Annotated in this window: 13 protein-coding genes and 2 pseudogenes; 10 read left to right on the top strand and 5 right to left on the bottom strand. The window is 43.5% G+C overall.

Features of this window, described 5'->3' with window-relative positions; all coding sequences use genetic code 11:
* The first annotated feature begins 120 nt into the window (after positions 1-120).
* From srfP to rlmD, 3 genes are all read left to right on the top strand, one after another.
* Positions 121-3,279 (top strand): surfactin resistance protein SrfP, encoded by a 3,159-nt coding sequence (gene srfP, locus NSQ16_RS03615; RefSeq protein ID WP_230488046.1) that lies wholly within the window; start codon positions 121-123, stop codon positions 3,277-3,279.
* 150 nt (positions 3,280-3,429) lie between these two features.
* A complete protein-coding gene (locus NSQ16_RS03620) occupies positions 3,430-4,341 on the top strand; it encodes a diacylglycerol kinase (protein WP_003233894.1) in 912 nt (303 codons plus the stop codon).
* Between the two features lie 309 nt (positions 4,342-4,650).
* Positions 4,651-6,036, top strand: coding sequence for a 23S rRNA (uracil(1939)-C(5))-methyltransferase RlmD (gene rlmD, locus NSQ16_RS03625; RefSeq protein ID WP_230488047.1), 1,386 nt, complete (start codon positions 4,651-4,653; stop codon positions 6,034-6,036).
* Between the two features lie 231 nt (positions 6,037-6,267).
* Here the strand turns inward: rlmD and NSQ16_RS03630 are convergent, their stop codons facing one another.
* From NSQ16_RS03630 to NSQ16_RS03650, 5 genes and pseudogenes are all read right to left on the bottom strand, one after another.
* The gene (locus NSQ16_RS03630) at positions 6,268-6,465 is read right to left on the bottom strand and encodes a hypothetical protein (protein WP_230488048.1); all 198 of its coding nucleotides are present in this window, start codon (positions 6,463-6,465) and stop codon (positions 6,268-6,270) included.
* Positions 6,455-7,582, bottom strand: coding sequence for a tetratricopeptide repeat protein (locus NSQ16_RS03635; RefSeq protein ID WP_230488087.1), 1,128 nt, complete (start codon positions 7,580-7,582; stop codon positions 6,455-6,457). The genes NSQ16_RS03630 and NSQ16_RS03635 overlap by 11 nt, the downstream gene beginning before the upstream one ends.
* A gap of 190 nt (positions 7,583-7,772) precedes the next feature.
* A pseudogene (locus tag NSQ16_RS03640) lies at positions 7,773-8,076 on the bottom strand (hypothetical protein).
* Positions 8,077-8,160: 84 nt separating this feature from the next.
* Positions 8,161-8,556, bottom strand: a complete 396-nt coding sequence (locus NSQ16_RS03645) for an immunity 22 family protein (protein WP_048655144.1) — start codon at positions 8,554-8,556, stop codon at positions 8,161-8,163.
* A 12-nt stretch (positions 8,557-8,568) separates the two neighbouring features.
* Positions 8,569-10,455, bottom strand: a complete 1,887-nt coding sequence (locus tag NSQ16_RS03650) for a T7SS effector LXG polymorphic toxin (RefSeq protein ID WP_230488049.1) — start codon at positions 10,453-10,455, stop codon at positions 8,569-8,571.
* A 210-nt stretch (positions 10,456-10,665) separates the two neighbouring features.
* On the opposite strand from NSQ16_RS03650, the pseudogene NSQ16_RS03655 reads away from it, so the two are divergent.
* The 7 genes and pseudogenes from NSQ16_RS03655 to NSQ16_RS03685 all read left to right on the top strand — a co-directional run bounded on the left by NSQ16_RS03655 (position 10,666) and on the right by NSQ16_RS03685 (position 16,527).
* Positions 10,666-11,668: pseudogene (locus NSQ16_RS03655) on the top strand (hypothetical protein).
* A 107-nt stretch (positions 11,669-11,775) separates the two neighbouring features.
* Positions 11,776-12,936, top strand: coding sequence for a lysozyme inhibitor LprI family protein (locus NSQ16_RS03660; protein WP_327838048.1), 1,161 nt, complete (start codon positions 11,776-11,778; stop codon positions 12,934-12,936).
* Between the two features lie 148 nt (positions 12,937-13,084).
* A complete protein-coding gene (rapH, locus tag NSQ16_RS03665) occupies positions 13,085-14,215 on the top strand; it encodes a response regulator aspartate phosphatase RapH (protein WP_339232572.1) in 1,131 nt (376 codons plus the stop codon).
* On the top strand, positions 14,205-14,378 hold the full coding sequence (phrH, locus tag NSQ16_RS03670) for a phosphatase RapH inhibitor PhrH (protein WP_015715465.1): 174 nt from the start codon (positions 14,205-14,207) through the stop codon (positions 14,376-14,378). Before rapH ends, phrH begins: the two co-directional genes overlap by 11 nt.
* Before the next feature lie 159 nt (positions 14,379-14,537).
* Positions 14,538-15,257, top strand: a complete 720-nt coding sequence (locus tag NSQ16_RS03675; RefSeq protein WP_003233863.1) for a YebC/PmpR family DNA-binding transcriptional regulator — start codon at positions 14,538-14,540, stop codon at positions 15,255-15,257.
* A gap of 133 nt (positions 15,258-15,390) precedes the next feature.
* Positions 15,391-15,828 (top strand): spore coat protein YeeK, encoded by a 438-nt coding sequence (gene yeeK, locus NSQ16_RS03680; protein ID WP_019712803.1) that lies wholly within the window; start codon positions 15,391-15,393, stop codon positions 15,826-15,828.
* Between the two features lie 114 nt (positions 15,829-15,942).
* Positions 15,943-16,527: a TetR/AcrR family transcriptional regulator gene (locus NSQ16_RS03685; RefSeq protein ID WP_003243181.1), complete on the top strand. Its 585-nt coding sequence runs from the start codon at positions 15,943-15,945 to the stop codon at positions 16,525-16,527.
* The last annotated feature ends 39 nt before the right edge of the window (positions 16,528-16,566 follow it).

Here is a 16,566-nt window from a genome sequence, read left to right on the forward strand (position 1 = left end):
CCTTAATCCTTGAAAAATTTAGTAAAATTTTCTGGTATATGAGTTGACGTTGTTGCGTTATAACGTTTAGTATTATATAGAATGACCAGTCAGTCAATAAAAAATGTAATGGAGGATATGATGAATCACGTTATTAATTTCGTTCTGAAAAACAAATTCGCCGTATGGCTGATGACGATTATTGTAACGGCAGCCGGCTTGTATGCGGGTATGAATATGAAGCAAGAGTCTATTCCTGACGTGAACATGCCTTACTTGACGATCAGCACGACATATCCGGGTGCGACACCAAGCCAAGTGGCTGATGAAGTGACCAAACCGGTTGAACAAGCCGTGCAGAACTTGGACGGTGTCAGTGTTGTGACTTCGACGTCCTATGAAAACGCATCGTCGGTCATGATTGAATATGATTATGAGAAAGATATGGACAAAGCGAAAACAGAAGCAGCTGAAGCGTTAGAAAACGTCAACCTGCCTGATGACGCGAAGGATCCGGAGATTTCACGCTACAGCTTGAACTCATTCCCGATTCTGACGCTGAGCGTGTCCAGTGATAAAGATAACCTGCAAGAGCTGACGAAACAAGTGGAGGACAGCCTTGTTTCTAAGCTTGAAGGCATAGAAGGCGTTGCGTCCGTCCAAGTATCGGGCCAGCAGGTGGAAGAGGTTGAATTCTCTTTCAAAGAAGACAAACTGAAGGAATACGGCCTTGATGAAGATACTGTGAAGAAAGTGATTCAAGGTTCAGATGTGACAACTCCGCTTGGATTGTACACATTCGGAAATGAAGAAAAATCTGTCGTCGTCAGCGGCGATATTGAAACAATTAAAGATTTGAAGAATATGAGAATCCCGACGGCATCAGCTTCAAGTGCAGGCAGCAGCGCAGCATCTCAAGCGGCGGCGCAGAGTGCACAGGCAGCCCAAAGCGCACAAGCGGCAGCACAGGCGCAGCAAAGCGCAAGCACAGCAGTGCCGACGGTCAAGCTTTCTGACGTTGCTACAATTAAAGATGTGAAAAAAGCTGAATCCGTTTCACGCACAAATGGCAAAGACAGCATCGGCATCAACATCGTCAAAGCAAATGATGCGAATACGGTAGAGGTTGCCGACAATGTCAAAGCTGAGCTGAAGAAGTTCAAAGAAGACCATAAAGGCTTCAATTACAGCGCAACTCTCGACATGGCGGAGCCGATCACACAGTCAGTTGACACGATGTTAAGCAAAGCCATCTTCGGTGCTATTTTTGCGATTGTGATTATTCTCTTATTCCTAAGAGATATCAAATCAACATTAATTTCTGTTGTTTCAATTCCATTATCATTGCTGATCGCACTCCTTGTGCTGCAGCAGCTTGATATCACATTGAATATTATGACGCTCGGCGCAATGACCGTTGCTATTGGACGTGTAGTCGATGACTCCATCGTTGTGATCGAGAACATTTATCGCCGAATGAGACTCAAAGATGAGCCGCTCCGCGGAAAAGCATTGGTTCGTGAAGCGACGAAGGAAATGTTTAAACCGATCATGTCATCAACGATTGTGACAATTGCGGTATTCCTGCCGCTCGCACTTGTAGGCGGACAAATCGGTGAGTTGTTTATTCCGTTTGCTTTAACGATTGTTTTTGCGCTTGCCGCATCCCTGGTGATTTCAATCACGCTTGTGCCGATGCTCGCACACAGCCTGTTCAAAAAATCATTAACGGGCGCGCCGATTAAAGCGAAAGAACACAAACCTGGCAGACTTGCAAACATCTATAAAAAAGTATTGAACTGGGCGCTGAGCCACAAATGGATCACGTCTATCATCGCTGTTCTGATGCTCCTTGGAAGCTTGTTCCTTGTACCGCTAATCGGTGCCAGCTACCTGCCGTCCGAGGAAGAAAAAACGATGCAGCTCACATACAGCCCAGAACCGGGTGAAACGAAAAAAGAAGCCGAAAATGAAGCTGAAAAAGCGGAAAAAATCCTGCTTGACCGCAAGCATGTCGATACGGTTCAGTATTCATTAGGCTCTGGCAGCCCGCTTGCCGGAGGAGATTCTAACGGTGCGTTATTCTATATCAAATATGAAAGCGACACACCTGACTTTGATAAAGAAAAAGATAACGTTCTGAAGGAAATCCAAAAGCAATCTGACCGCGGAGAATGGAAGTCACAGGACTTCAGCTCTTCAGGCAATAACAACGAATTAACATACTATGTGTATGGCGATTCTGAAAACGATATTAAAGACACGGTCAAAGACATTGAAAAAATCATGAAAGATGAAAAGGATCTGAAAAACGTAAACTCAGGCCTTTCCAGCACATATGATGAGTACACATTTGTCGCTGACCAAGAAAAACTAAGCAAACTCGGTTTAACTGCGTCTCAAATTTCTCAGGCCTTAATGTCACAAACATCACAAGAACCGCTCACAACAGTGAAAAAAGACGGCAAAGAGCTTGATGTGAACATTAAGACAGAAAAAGACGAGTATAAGAGTGTGAAAGATTTAGAGAATAAAAAGATCACTTCCGCGACTGGCCAGGAAGTCAAAATCGGCGATGTGGCAAAAGTGAAGGAAGGATCAACATCAGATACCGTGTCAAAACGTGACGGAAAAGTCTATGCAGATGTCACAGGTGAGGTTACCTCTGACAACGTCACAGCCGTATCAGCTGCTATCCAGAAGAAAATTGATAAGCTAGACCACCCTGATAACGTATCGATTGACACAGGCGGCGTATCAGCGGATATCGCTGATTCCTTCACGAAGCTCGGTTTAGCGATGCTGGCAGCAATAGCGATCGTTTACCTTGTGCTCGTGATTACCTTCGGCGGAGCACTAGCGCCATTTGCGATTCTGTTCTCATTGCCGTTCACAGTCATCGGTGCCCTGGTCGGACTTTACGTATCAGGTGAAACGATCAGTCTGAACGCAATGATCGGTATGCTCATGCTGATCGGTATCGTTGTCACGAATGCGATTGTCTTAATTGACCGCGTGATTCATAAGGAAGCGGAAGGCCTGTCTACGAGAGAAGCGCTCTTGGAAGCCGGCTCTACACGACTCCGTCCGATCCTGATGACAGCCATTGCGACAATCGGTGCCTTGATTCCATTAGCCCTCGGCTTCGAAGGCGGAAGCCAGGTCATTTCAAAAGGACTCGGCGTCACGGTTATCGGCGGTTTGATCAGTTCAACGCTTCTGACGCTCTTGATCGTGCCAATCGTATATGAAGTATTGGCGAAGTTCCGCAAGAAAAAACCGGGAACAGAAGAAGAGTAAAAAACAAAAAGCCTCAGCTCTGCTGAGGCTTTTGTGCGTTTTCACCTGTAAGATTATGTACATTTTGTTGCGATTTTTTTAACTCATAGTATAATTAAAGGTTGTTAGTGTAAAAATGGATCGGATACTCTTAAGTAGGATGATGAGATAATGAAACGTGCACGCATAATATACAATCCGACTTCAGGACGGGAGATCTTTAAAAAGCATCTTGCCCAGGTCCTGCAAAAATTTGAACAAGCCGGCTATGAAACCTCCACCCATGCAACGACATGCGCAGGAGACGCTACACACGCTGCCAAGGAAGCGGCATTGCGTGAGTTTGACCTGATCATTGCGGCAGGCGGAGACGGAACGATCAACGAGGTCGTCAACGGGCTTGCGCCTTTAGACAACCGTCCGACACTCGGCGTGATTCCTGTCGGCACAACGAACGACTTCGCCAGAGCGCTCGGCATTCCGCGCGAGGATATTTTAAAAGCGGCAGATACTGTCATTAACGGCGTTGCCCGCCCGATTGATATCGGACAGGTCAACGGCCAGTATTTTATCAATATCGCCGGAGGAGGCCGTCTGACGGAGCTGACGTACGACGTGCCAAGCAAACTCAAAACAATGCTAGGCCAGCTTGCTTATTATTTAAAAGGAATGGAAATGCTGCCTTCACTTCGTCCGACAGAAGTCGAGATTGAATATGACGGCAAGCTGTTTCAGGGTGAAATCATGCTGTTTTTGGTCACGCTGACAAACTCCGTCGGCGGGTTCGAAAAACTCGCGCCGGATTCCAGCCTGAATGACGGCATGTTTGATTTGATGATACTAAAGAAAGCAAACCTTGCTGAATTTATCAGGGTCGCCACGATGGCACTTCGCGGTGAACACATCAACGACCAGCACATTATTTATACAAAAGCGAACCGCGTGAAAGTCAATGTATCAGAAAAGATGCAGCTGAACCTGGACGGCGAGTACGGCGGCATGCTGCCGGGCGAATTCGTGAATCTGTACCGGCACATTCACGTCGTCATGCCGAAGGAGAAAGCGGAACAGCTGGATGACTAAAACTTGGCTTTGTAAGCCAAGCTCAGAATGTTGACAAAATCCTAAAACAGTTTTCGTTTTAGGATTTTGTCATCTTTTCAGCGTGATTGAAAACCTTTGAAGTCTAGGAAGGACGAGCATTGGAGCGTACTTCCGCAGGATGCGGTGACAGCGGCGTTTGAGCAGGACGCTCTAGTTTTTAGCCGCTGGTCTTTTTACGTGAGCACCGAAGCACAGGCCTGACAACGAATGCGAAGGTTTGCCTACACGCTGAAACTTGGCTTGAATAGGCCAAGTTTTTCTTTCGCTTAAAACTAGAGGTGATTATAGATGAAAATGAAACCCCCAGTAGAAAAAAACGAATACTACGACGTGACATTTGAGGATTTGACACATGAAGGAGCGGGCGTCGCAAAGGTCCAAGGCTTTCCGATCTTCGTGCCGAACGCCCTGCCGGAGGAAAAAGCCCAAATCAAAGTCACACGTGTCAAAAAAGGGTTCGCCTTCGGCCGCCTGATTGAGCTGAAGGAAGAAAGCCCGCATAGAACGGACGCCCCATGCCCGATTTACAAGCAATGCGGAGGCTGTCAGCTTCAGCACATGACCTATGAAGGCCAGCTCTTGTTTAAACAGAAACAAGTCAAAGACGTCTTAGAACGCATCGGCAAGCTGGACCTTTCAAAAGTCACCGTGCACCCGACACTCGGCATGGAAGACCCTTGGAACTACAGAAACAAAGCACAGGTGCCGGTAGGAGAACGGGAAGGCGGACTCGTCGCCGGATTTTATCAGCAAAGAAGCCATGACATCATCGATATGAGCGCCTGCCTGATCCAGCAATCCAAAAACGACGAAGCCGTCCAAGCCGTCAAAGACATTTGCGCAAACTACGGTGTCAAAGCCTACAACGAAGAACGCCACAAAGGCTGGCTCCGACACATCATGGTCAGATACGGTGTGGTAACGGGAGAAATGATGATCGTCTTCATCACAAGAACGAACGATTTTCCGCACAAAGCGAAGATCATCGAAGACATCACAGCGCAATTCCTGCACGTCAAATCCATCGTGCAAAACATCAACCCAAACAAAACAAACGTCATTTTTGGCAACGAAACAAACGTCATCTGGGGCGAAGAATACATCTACGACCTCATCGGAGACGTCAAATTCGCCATCTCCGCAAGATCGTTTTATCAGGTCAACCCGGAGCAGACAAAAGTGCTCTACGACAAAGCGCTTGAGTATGCTGAGCTTCAAGGGGAAGAAACCGTCATCGACGCCTACTGCGGCATCGGAACGATTTCTCTCTTCCTGGCAAAGCAGGCGAAAAAAGTGTACGGCGTAGAAATTGTACCGGAGGCAATTGAGGATGCCAAACGCAACGCTGAATTAAACGGCATCACAAACGCAGAGTTCGCGGTCGGGGAAGCGGAAACCGTGATTCCAAAGTGGTATGAAGAAGGCATCACGGCCGATACGCTAGTCGTAGACCCGCCAAGAAAAGGCTGCGACGAAGCCCTCCTGCGGACAATTGTGGAGATGAAACCGAAGCGGGTAGTGTATGTGTCCTGTAATCCTGGAACGCTTGCAAGGGATTTGCGGGTGCTTGAGGATGGCGGGTATGAGACGCGCGAAGTGCAGCCTGTGGATATGTTTCCGCATACGAATCATGTGGAGTGTGTGGCTGTGCTGGAATTTAGAGAAGGCAACTAACCCTTGGGTGTTGTTGCCTTTTTTGATTGTTCTAAATGGAAAGGCTAAACTTCATGGTTTTTCTTGAATAATTTTATAGTTAGATCACTAATTTTAGATATATGCCACTCAAGTGAGGTCATCGTTTTGTGGATTTCAAGCAGAAGTTGATCAGCATCTTGAACATCAACATTCTATCACCTTGTCACCTATTTCTTCAGAAAAAGAGACACAGCCTAAGCTGCGTCTGTCTTACCCAAGCGTTCCGTTTTCTGAAATAGTCATTTCCTTGTCAAAGATGGCTTTGTCTGCTAGGGAGTTCGTTGAATCGTTTGCAGCTTTGCTTGTCATGTTTCTGGATGCTACGTTTACTTCATTTCCTAAGGAAGAACTGATAAAGCTTACACCGATCAAAACAATTACAGCGCACAAAGTCAGTTTAAATTTCATACAAACAATCCCCTCTCTGAATTTGTTTGCGGGCATGAACCATCTTTTTGAAACAGATAACAGAATCATCCATCTGCCCAATTTCAGTATAAAACTTTGCGGCTAATAATGCCAACTCTTCCATATAAGGATACCCTTGGGATGTCTCTAATTTGTTGAAAACATTTAATAAAATGGAAGCTTCTCCTTTTTTGATAAACAGCGCCTGCAATCCTTCAAACATAATTTTAAATAGGTCATCGCCGAATTTACATGCGAAGCGTACGCCTTTTCTGAAACAATCCATTGCCTGTTCTTGTTTATGTTGAAGAAAATAAATTAAGGCTAAATCGTGGTAAGCTTGTGTCAAGTTGTTGAAATTTGATTTTTTAAATTGGAGTATCGAATTCTCCATGTATTTTGCTGCTTTCGTCAATTCGCCCATTTTAAGATAACAATTTCCGATATTGAATAAAGCTTGGCCGTAAATCCGTTTGTTTTTGCTTTCAAGCAGTCGTGCGCCTTTTAGTGCCTGTTCAAGGTGAGGGAGCGCCTTTTCATGACTTTCTAAATCGTCGTAGTTTCCTGCGATCACAAAATGGCATTGTATGCGGCGGACTGAGTAAAGGTCGTGTGTTTTATAGATGTTATACGCCTGAGAAGAATAGTGCATGGATACGTGGGTTTGTTTCATATGATAAAACACTTCAGCCATTTTAAAATAAAATTCCGCCCGCTCGATTTCATCCGAAATATAAGGAATTGTATTTTCCGCTTTTTGATAGAATGTAATGGCACTTAAGAAATTGCCCTCTTTGAATTCATACATTCCTTGAAAAAAGTAATAGTAGTATTCAACGAGCTTCTCCATCTTCCTGTTGCTGCCTTCAATTCTCTTTAAACATTCTGATAACTCCATTTGGTTTCCTTCAGATGGAATCACATAGTCAATCATAAGCTGATGGCGAAATGCAATGAGCTGATAGTAAATCAAGAGGTCTTGGTCTTCTTCCATGATGTCAATGTCCCGTTCGATCTCAGCTTTAAGCATTTCAGCATCTGTCACATTAAACTTTTGAATATGCCGGTTCCATTCATTAATTTTTATCCCAACGTGCGGAGACGAAATCGTGCCCAAACTGCTCACCCTTCCTCTTCTCACTAATTATGTAAATTTTATCAATACAGAAATTTAATAGGAAGGGGTTGAGAGACCGCAAAAAAAGTTTTCGGTGCTGTCCGCAAAAGGGAGTTTGGGTGTTTTGGTGTTATATTTGGTTTTGTGTGGGTTAGTGCAATCTCAATTTTTGAATTTTAGATTGCGGTGATTATGACTTACCAGTTTCATCATACTTTTTAAGAGCTTTTCAGTTTTATGTATTTCTCTGAGCATGGGATTCATGTAGTCGCTAGCTGATTCTAGGTATGCTCTTGTCAAAGTGTCTAGTTTATTTCTAACTTTAGAGAGGTCTTCTTCGAATTGTTCCTCTGTTGAATGTTTGATAAATTCTTTTGCCTCTTCATATCTTTTTAATATGTTTTTCACCATTGGAGTTGGATTCTTTTGATTTATTGTTTTTATTACAGTGATTGTTAAATTATTTGTTTTATTAATTCTTTTCTTACTGTCAAGGTGATGCTCCTTTTATAAAGTGAGATGAGATAAAAATAAAGCCCTCAAGTAAGAGGGCTTTATTTTTATTTAGAATTTTTTACTTAAACATAGGGTACTGCACCAATAAATTTAAATGTATAGTTTTTTGCGTTTATTTCTTTCTCCCTGCCGTCATATTCAAAATTATACAAAAGAACAGCAGCATTGATTTGTTCAGGAATTGCGGTACCTACTATGTTCTCAAATCGAGGTAAGATGACACTATCGTACGAACAGCCGCCAATTAGTTCAGATAAATTATTACAATTTTTTTCATGTGCAACTTTTTCTATAAAATCTTCATCTAATTCATCGATATCTATATCAAAATCAATTAAAAATTGGGAAGGGATAAAATCACCTTCATCTTCATTGTAATCTAATTCAACATATTTACTTAATGATTCATCATCATTTATACTTCCGATCCACAATGATACGAAATTTTGACGTTCCATATTAACCTCCTATTATTTAATCCTTAATCCTTCTGGCAGGGCTGCCGCTCCACCTTTTAGCCTATAGTTTGCCCAATTGTTTAATCTTCGGACAAACATATTATAGTTTAAGGATGAATCAATAATTCCTAGCAATTCATTATGAGCAGCGGTTGAACCCAATCCTCCGTGTTTACCAACTGGATTCACAAACTCGACTTTGTTTATGGCAGTTCTTAAATCTCTAATTTGTTCAGCTGTAACTCCCCAATGTTTGAAAGTAGGGGCCCGAGAAACTAAATGCCATTCGTGCATGCCGCCGGGTGCTCTCAATTGTCTTTCAATTGCTCTTCTAATTTTCTTATCTGTCCAAAGCTCATCAAGTTGCTTCGTTGTTAATGAGTTGAACCAATTATTAAATTCACCACTTTTTACTGTAGGAATTATTGTTTTTCTAGGTTTCTTTATGTTCTGTGTTTTTCTTTCAGTTTTTTGTAAGGCATTTGATTTCTGTTCTTCAATTTCTTTTTTCAGAAGCGATGTATTCTTTACATTATGCGTATTCTCAATATCCTGAGCAATCCCTGCAAAAGCGACTTGATTTTTACCTTTTAAAGCACTGCTGAAATCTTTTGTTTTCCGGATTCCTGTCTTTACATGTTTAGTAGTAGCTTTTTCTCCAGCTTCAAGCACTTTATCGACTTTGGCAGCACCTGCTTTACCAAGTTTACTTGTTACTTTCGCAACAGAGCCAGCACCTTTTAGTCCGACGAGGCTCCCGACCACATAGGTAATATAATGAGATCGTGAGTATGCATCACCGTTAACCATTTTATCATTCCATGAATCTGCTATGTTTGTCCATATGATTTTTGCATAGGAAGGTGTCTTCAATACAGTTGAAATTGTTTTGGCTAATTTTTGTTCTTCGGAGAGCTGGGAAAACTCCCACGCCCCGACAGCTAAATCTTTAACACCAGTCACAGTATCCTTAGCGACATCGTAGAGACCGACTCCAACTCCTTTCAGAACTTCCCATGTGGTTTCACCAACTTCTTCGAGCTGTTTTGCTTGCTCAAGCTGCACCACATACTGTAACTGTGCAGGCTCAAGGTTCTCATACCCAATCTTCTTCGCAATTTCTAAATATTCATCAGGGTCAGATACCCCATCCGCAAGCTTTTTCTTCAATTTCTCAATCTCGCGTTCCTTCGCTTCCTCTTTCTTAATCTTCAAGTAAGCATCCGTCCGCTTTTCAATGTCGCCTTTTTTCTTATGTATGTCACTCTCACGGTACGCCTTGGCGTTGTAGTGGATGGGTGTGGCATTTTTGCCTTTGCCCGTTGCTTCTTGGAGCTTTTGGAAGTCGGATTTGATGAATTGTTCGTTTGGTTCTGACAGGGCGTATTCTGTTTTCAGGTCTTCGTCCAAGGCGTCCAATTTTTCCAGTGTTTTTTTGCGTTTGTCATTGGCATCCGCAAGCTCATCTTTGAAGGTTTCTGTTGAAAACAGGTCGAGCCGGAGGATGTCGTCGATATCGTTTAAGATGTCTTTCATCGCTTTTTTCTGTTCGGACATGATGGATTTTGATTTTTTATTTGCATTTGCCAGTTCGTGCTCCAGGAAGGATTCTTCGATGTATGCGTCAGAGAGGCCTTTGTCTTCGGCGGCTCCGGCGATGCTGTTGAAAAATGCGATTTTCATGTCGATGTAGTCGATCCACTGGTCTGTGACGCCGACGTGGTCGTGATAGAATGCTTTGATGTTGCTGGCGCCTTTTCCTGAGAATTCGCTGTCACTGAGATCAGCGACGCTTTTTAACGTTTTTCTCAAGTTGACCATTTGCGTTCTTAGTTCTTTGTACTCTTTTGCACGGTCTGTCGCTTCCGAAAGCAGTGTTTTCGCTTCAAATACTTTCATGACCATTTCCCTTCTTTTGTTCACTCAATATCAAAATTTTACCACGGGGCGGGATAAGGGTGGGGGTGAGAACGTGTTTTGATGGAAAAATGAGTCATTTGGCATGTGTCTTTATTCGTGGAGGGATTGGCAGAAACATGGTCGAAATGTATTGTCGCTACACATTTTTTGGAAGTTTGTATTCTATATTATTTTTTAAGGAGCATGGTGATGAAGAAAAAATGGATTACATTTGGTTTATTAGGGTTAATGGTATGCATCATACTGTTTGTTCAGTTACGCAATAAAGACAGTATTACTGTCCAATCTTCCGCCATCCACCCCGAAGAAGACCGCATCTTTTTTATTTATTCCAATCCTTTTATAAAAGAAAGCGTGCTGCTCTCAACCTCTACAGGCGAACGGTTTAACAGGCGCATGTTTAAGGTGGCGGATGTGCCTTATATTCAAACGAAATCTTATGCATCAACAGACCTTGTATTATTGGCGGAACACGAGCCTTTTTACTACACGCTGGAGAAGGAGGCGATCAAAGAGCATCCGCTGTCAGATCCATTTGCGTTTTGGTATGAGGGGAAGGATGTCTCTGTTAAGGCCTATAATGTTGATACGACGGGGAATGAGATCCACATAAATGATAAAAAAATGAAAAAGGAATATAGCCTTACCTTGCCTTCGCTTGTCACGATGGGAGCCAGTGATGAGAACTATATTTATATTATTCAAAGCATGGCTATTTACGTGATTGACAGAAAAACAGAGGAAATGATTGAGACCCTGAGCTTAGCCTCGTACGCTGATCAATTCGCAGAATCGGAGGAATTTATTGTCGCTAGTTCGGAGCATGAACTGACTGTGATTGAAAAAGGGGCATGGAAAACGACATATATTCCGTATCCAGATGATCTTAAATACGCTGATACCGTATACTATGACAAAGAAAGCGGCAGTTTTTACGTTACGTACGAGGACAAAGAGGGTGAGGCGAACTGGTTGGAATTTTTGAAGGATTTTTCTTTTCACACATACAGCTTGAACTTCCCTTATATGGAGGCGAAGTTTAAGGGGAATCTATTGTATATTGTCGCCCAGGCATAAAAAGGGCATCGGCGGGTATGTGGGTGTGTTTGATATCCATTCTAAGGAGATGCTTTATCAGTTTGATTTGCCTGAGGAACAGGTGAAGGTGCAGGATTTTGTTGTGGTTGAGTAAGCTCATTTCACTCTCTTTCTGCTTCTGTAAAAATGAAATGTACAAACTGACAAAAGACCTATAAAATTAAAAAGCTACCATGAGAGAGCAGAAGGGTGAGAGAGACAATGAGTTATAAATTAGGTGCGATGCTTTTATCGATACTATTCCTATTATCGGCGTGTTCTAATAGCGGATCTTCTGATAAGGATCAAGAAAAGCAAGCCGTGAAGAAGGCGAGCGTTGCGAAGCTGACGGAGCAGGAAGTAAAATCAGCTTTGAAAAACGATATAGATTCGATCTTCAATGCATTTGATAAAGCGGGAAAGGAAAACGGCTGGAGCACGGCAAACAAGGCGGATTTCAACAAGCTACGGCCTAGTGTGCTGCCTTATGCAACAGAAACGTTTGCAGATCAGACCTTAAAGGATTTGGCCGGAGAGTACTTTTGCGAGTGTGATGCTCCTTTTCAACCGGGCACTGATTTCGATGTGCGTTTTACATATAAACAGAACAAGAATAAGATAGAGGCTTCATCAATAGATCCGGCAACAGAATTAAACAACATGGGCACGTTATGGACGTTTGAATTGGTGAAGGAAGATGTCGATTGGAAGATCAACAAATGGGACAGCAAGTCGCTTCAAGGGGATGATATCAAGCTGACAAAAGAAGAAGCGAAAACGATTCTGTCTAGAAACGGTGAAACGGCGGAATTTGTGAAGTCCTATGAATCGAAGGCTGCCGGCGGAACAGCTTATCTTTTCAATGTGAAAAGTTCAAATGGGGAAAGACAGGCGGCGATCAGCTCAAAGGATACCAGTATAGTGAGTGATAATGAAGACGAGACTGAGGCTCCGGAGCAAGAAAAAGTTCAAACGGCTGAGGAAACCGAGTCATCAGATAACGCGGATACACAGAGCAGTGAGCAGGAAAAGAGAAACACAAAAGCAGATTATGCTGCCAAATTGTCTGCGGCAGAAAAGAAAGAAAAGCACAATGACTATCAAAGTGATTATCAGATGATTGAGGATTACGGTTATAATTATCAAATGTGGGACGGATTGCTGAACGAGATATACGGTGTGCTGCAAAATCAGCTTTCTGCTTCAGGCATGGCGGCATTAAAAGGGAAACAGCGCCAATGGATAAAGGATAGGGATGCTGCGGCCCAGAAACGATATGATGAGGAGGGCGGCGGTTCATTATCCCGAGTCGTCCAAACGGAAGAGCTTGCCAAACAGACGAAAGAGCGCTGTTACGAGCTGGTGAATACGTATATGAAATAAGATTGACATGGGACCCTTGCATAAAGGGTTCTTTTTTACGAAGAAAAACAAATTGACAGGATGAAAAAACAATTTCTTCCTTCTGTATTGTTTTCAAAATTTGGGATTGATAGAATATGACATATCTCATAGAGAAGGAGGGAAGCCGTTGAGTCAAGCCATACCGTCTTCGCGTGTAGGTGTTAAGATTAATGAATGGTATAAAATGATTCGCCAGTTCAGTGTTCCGGATGCTGAGATTCTGAAAGCGGAGGTGGAGCAGGACATTCAGCAGATGGAAGAAGACCAGGATTTGCTGATCTATTATTCTCTGATGTGTTTTCGTCACCAGCTGATGCTTGATTATTTGGAGCCGGGACAAACATACGGGAATCGCCCTACAGTGACAGAGCTTCTTGAAACGATTGAGACCCCTCAGAAAAAACTCACAGGCCTTTTGAAATATTACTCTTTGTTTTTCCGCGGCATGTATGAATTTGATCAAAAAGAATATGTGGAAGCGATCGGGTATTATCGCGAGGCGGAGAAAGAACTGCCGATTGTGTCTGATGAAATTGAGAAAGCCGAATTCCATTTTAAAGTGGCCGAAGCGTATTATCACATGAAGCAAACCCATGTGTCGATGCACCATATTCTTCAAGCCTTGGACATTTATCAAAACCATCCCCTATACAGCATTAGAACGATACAAAGCTTGTTTGTGATCGCCGGCAACTATGATGATTTCAAACACTATGATAAAGCGCTCCCGCATTTAGAGGCGGCGCTGGAATTGGCAATGGACATTCAAAATGACAGGTTTATCGCCATTTCTCTATTGAACATCGCGAACAGCTATGACAGATCAGGAGACGATCAGATGGCTGTAGAACATTTCCAAAAAGCGGCGAAAGTAAGCAGAGAGAAAGTCCCTGATCTGCTTCCGAAAGTCTTGTTTGGGTTAAGCTGGACATTATGTAAAGCGGGCCAAACACAGAAGGCGTTTCAGTTCATAGAGGAAGGATTAGACCATATCACAGCACGTTCTCACAAATTTTATAAAGAATTGTTTCTGTTCTTGCAGGCCGTGTACAAGGAGACTGTTGATGAACGAAAAATTCATGATCTTTTAAGCTATTTCGAAAAAAAGAACCTGCACGCTTACATTGAAGCATGTGCCCGGAGTGCTGCCGCTGTTTTTGAAAGCAGCTGTCACTTTGAACAAGCTGCTGCGTTTTATCGGAAAGTGCTAAAAGCCCAAGAAGATATTCTAAAAGGAGAGTGTTTATATGCCTATTAAGAAAAAAGTGATGATGTGTCTGGCTGTTACTCTAGTTTTCGGAAGCATGTCGTTTCCAACCCTGACAAACTCCGGCGGATTTAAGGAATCAACAGATCGAAATACGACGTTTATCGATCATTCCCCTTACAAACTTAGTGATCAGAAGAAAGCCCTTAGCTAGGGCTTTTTCTTGCTTTACGGAAGACGTTCCATTTTCCACATCGCGGCATTCCTTCTATTTCTAACGCAAGACACTCGAAACAACCAAACCATTTGAGGTATAATGGATAAAGTGAATAACAGTATTTAGATTGATATATATGAAAGAGAGTGGAACATCATGGGCCGTAAGTGGAACAATATTAAAGAGAAGAAGGCGTCTAAGGACGCAAATACGAGTCGGATTTATGCGAAGTTTGGCCGTGAGATTTATGTGGCGGCGAAACAGGGCGAGCCTGATCCGGAATCCAACCAGGCGCTGAAGGTTGTGCTTGAGCGTGCGAAGACTTACAGCGTGCCGAAAAACATCATTGAACGTGCGATCGAGAAGGCGAAGGGCGGAGCGGAAGAGAATTACGATGAGCTTCGTTATGAGGGCTTCGGGCCGAACGGATCAATGATTATCGTTGATGCGCTGACGAATAATGTAAACCGTACGGCGCCGGAAGTGCGTGCGGCGTTCGGGAAAAACGGCGGAAACATGGGTGTGAGCGGATCTGTTGCTTACATGTTTGATGCGACGGCTGTAATCGGTGTGGAAGGCAAAACGGCTGACGAAGCGCTTGAAATCCTGATGGAAGCGGATGTTGATGTACGTGACATTTTAGAAGAGGATGACAGCGTGATCGTATATGCTGAGCCTGATCAATTCCATGCGGTGCAAGAGGCGTTTAAAAACGCGGGTGTCGAGGAATTTACAGTAGCGGAGCTGACAATGCTTGCGCAAAGTGAAGTAACGCTTCCGGATGATGCAAAGGAACAGTTTGAAAAATTAATTGATGCATTAGAAGATTTGGAAGATGTTCAGCAGGTATATCATAACGTTGATTTAGGTGAGTAAGGAGTGAGCAGGCTGTTATGGCCTGCTTTTTTTGTCCCGGAAATTGTTTTAGCTGTATGTAGGCGGCCGCCTATACGATCTATAAGATATTCTCATACTCTGGACTGTAACCTATGTGAAGGAGAGAGTGAATATGACTGATACAAGACATATGTATGGCGGACCTGGTTTTGGTCATTATCAGGGCTTTGGTATTGGCCACCCGGGCTATGGCATGCAAAGCACAGGCTATCCGGGCTATGGCATGTATGGAGGCCACCCGGGCTATGGCATGCAAGGCTACCCAGATCACGGCATACATGGAGGAGTCGGCAGCTATCCGGGATATGGTGGGTACGGCGGTTACCCAAGCGGCGGCTATGGAGGCTCTCCGGGAGCTGGAAGCTATCCGAGCATGCACCATGAAAATGATGGACATCACCACTATTATTACCATCATCATGATGGAAAAGATAATCTTCATCACCATCATCACCATGTTGGAAAGGATAATCATCACCACCATCATGATGGTCATTATGGCCACCATCATCACCATATGGGCCACTGGGGAAAAGACGGTTATAAATAAAGAAGATGATGATAAAAAGAGGACACTCTTGCAGATCAAGAGTGTTTTTTTAGCTTTTTTCTTGACTGTTCAGTCTGAAAAATGGTAACATTTGTTTCAGGAGGTGATCATTTTTTGGGGAGGAATAAAGAATTTGATACGGCGCTTGTTCTTCACAGGGCGATAGAGGTTTTTGGAGAGTATGGCTACGAAGGAACGTCTCTTCAGGATCTGCTCTCTCATTTAGGCATTGCGCGCCAAAGTTTGTATGATACGTATGGAACGAAGCGTGATTTGTTTTTGTCCGCTGTGAAATCGTATCTTGAAGGGAAAAACGCTGCCGTTATGGAAAGGCTTGAAGCGCCAGGATCTGTAAAGGAAGCCATTCGTGATATTTTTCAGGAGGGTGTCAATGCTCTGAGAGATCCGGAACGGGCGAAGGCGTGCTACATTATTAACAGCGCGATTGAACAGATCCCGCATGACCCTGAGCTTGCCCGGTATTTTGAAAGACAATCCAAGCAGCTTGAGGACGCTTTTTATCACGGGCTTTTAAGAGCGAAGGATCAAGGAGAATTGAATGGCGAAGATACTGATATATCTGCGCTTGCCCGGTACCTGAATCAGAGCAGGCTGTCACTGACATTTATTGCAAAAGTGACGGCAGATATGGATCGGCTTCAGGACCATGTTGACGTGAGTTTATCAGTGCTTGATTAACATGTGGTAAAGGATTCTTTGCCCATGTATGTACTTTTT

Source organism: Bacillus sp. PS108, from assembly GCF_037963335.1.
GTDB lineage: Bacteria > Bacillota > Bacilli > Bacillales > Bacillaceae > Bacillus > Bacillus subtilis.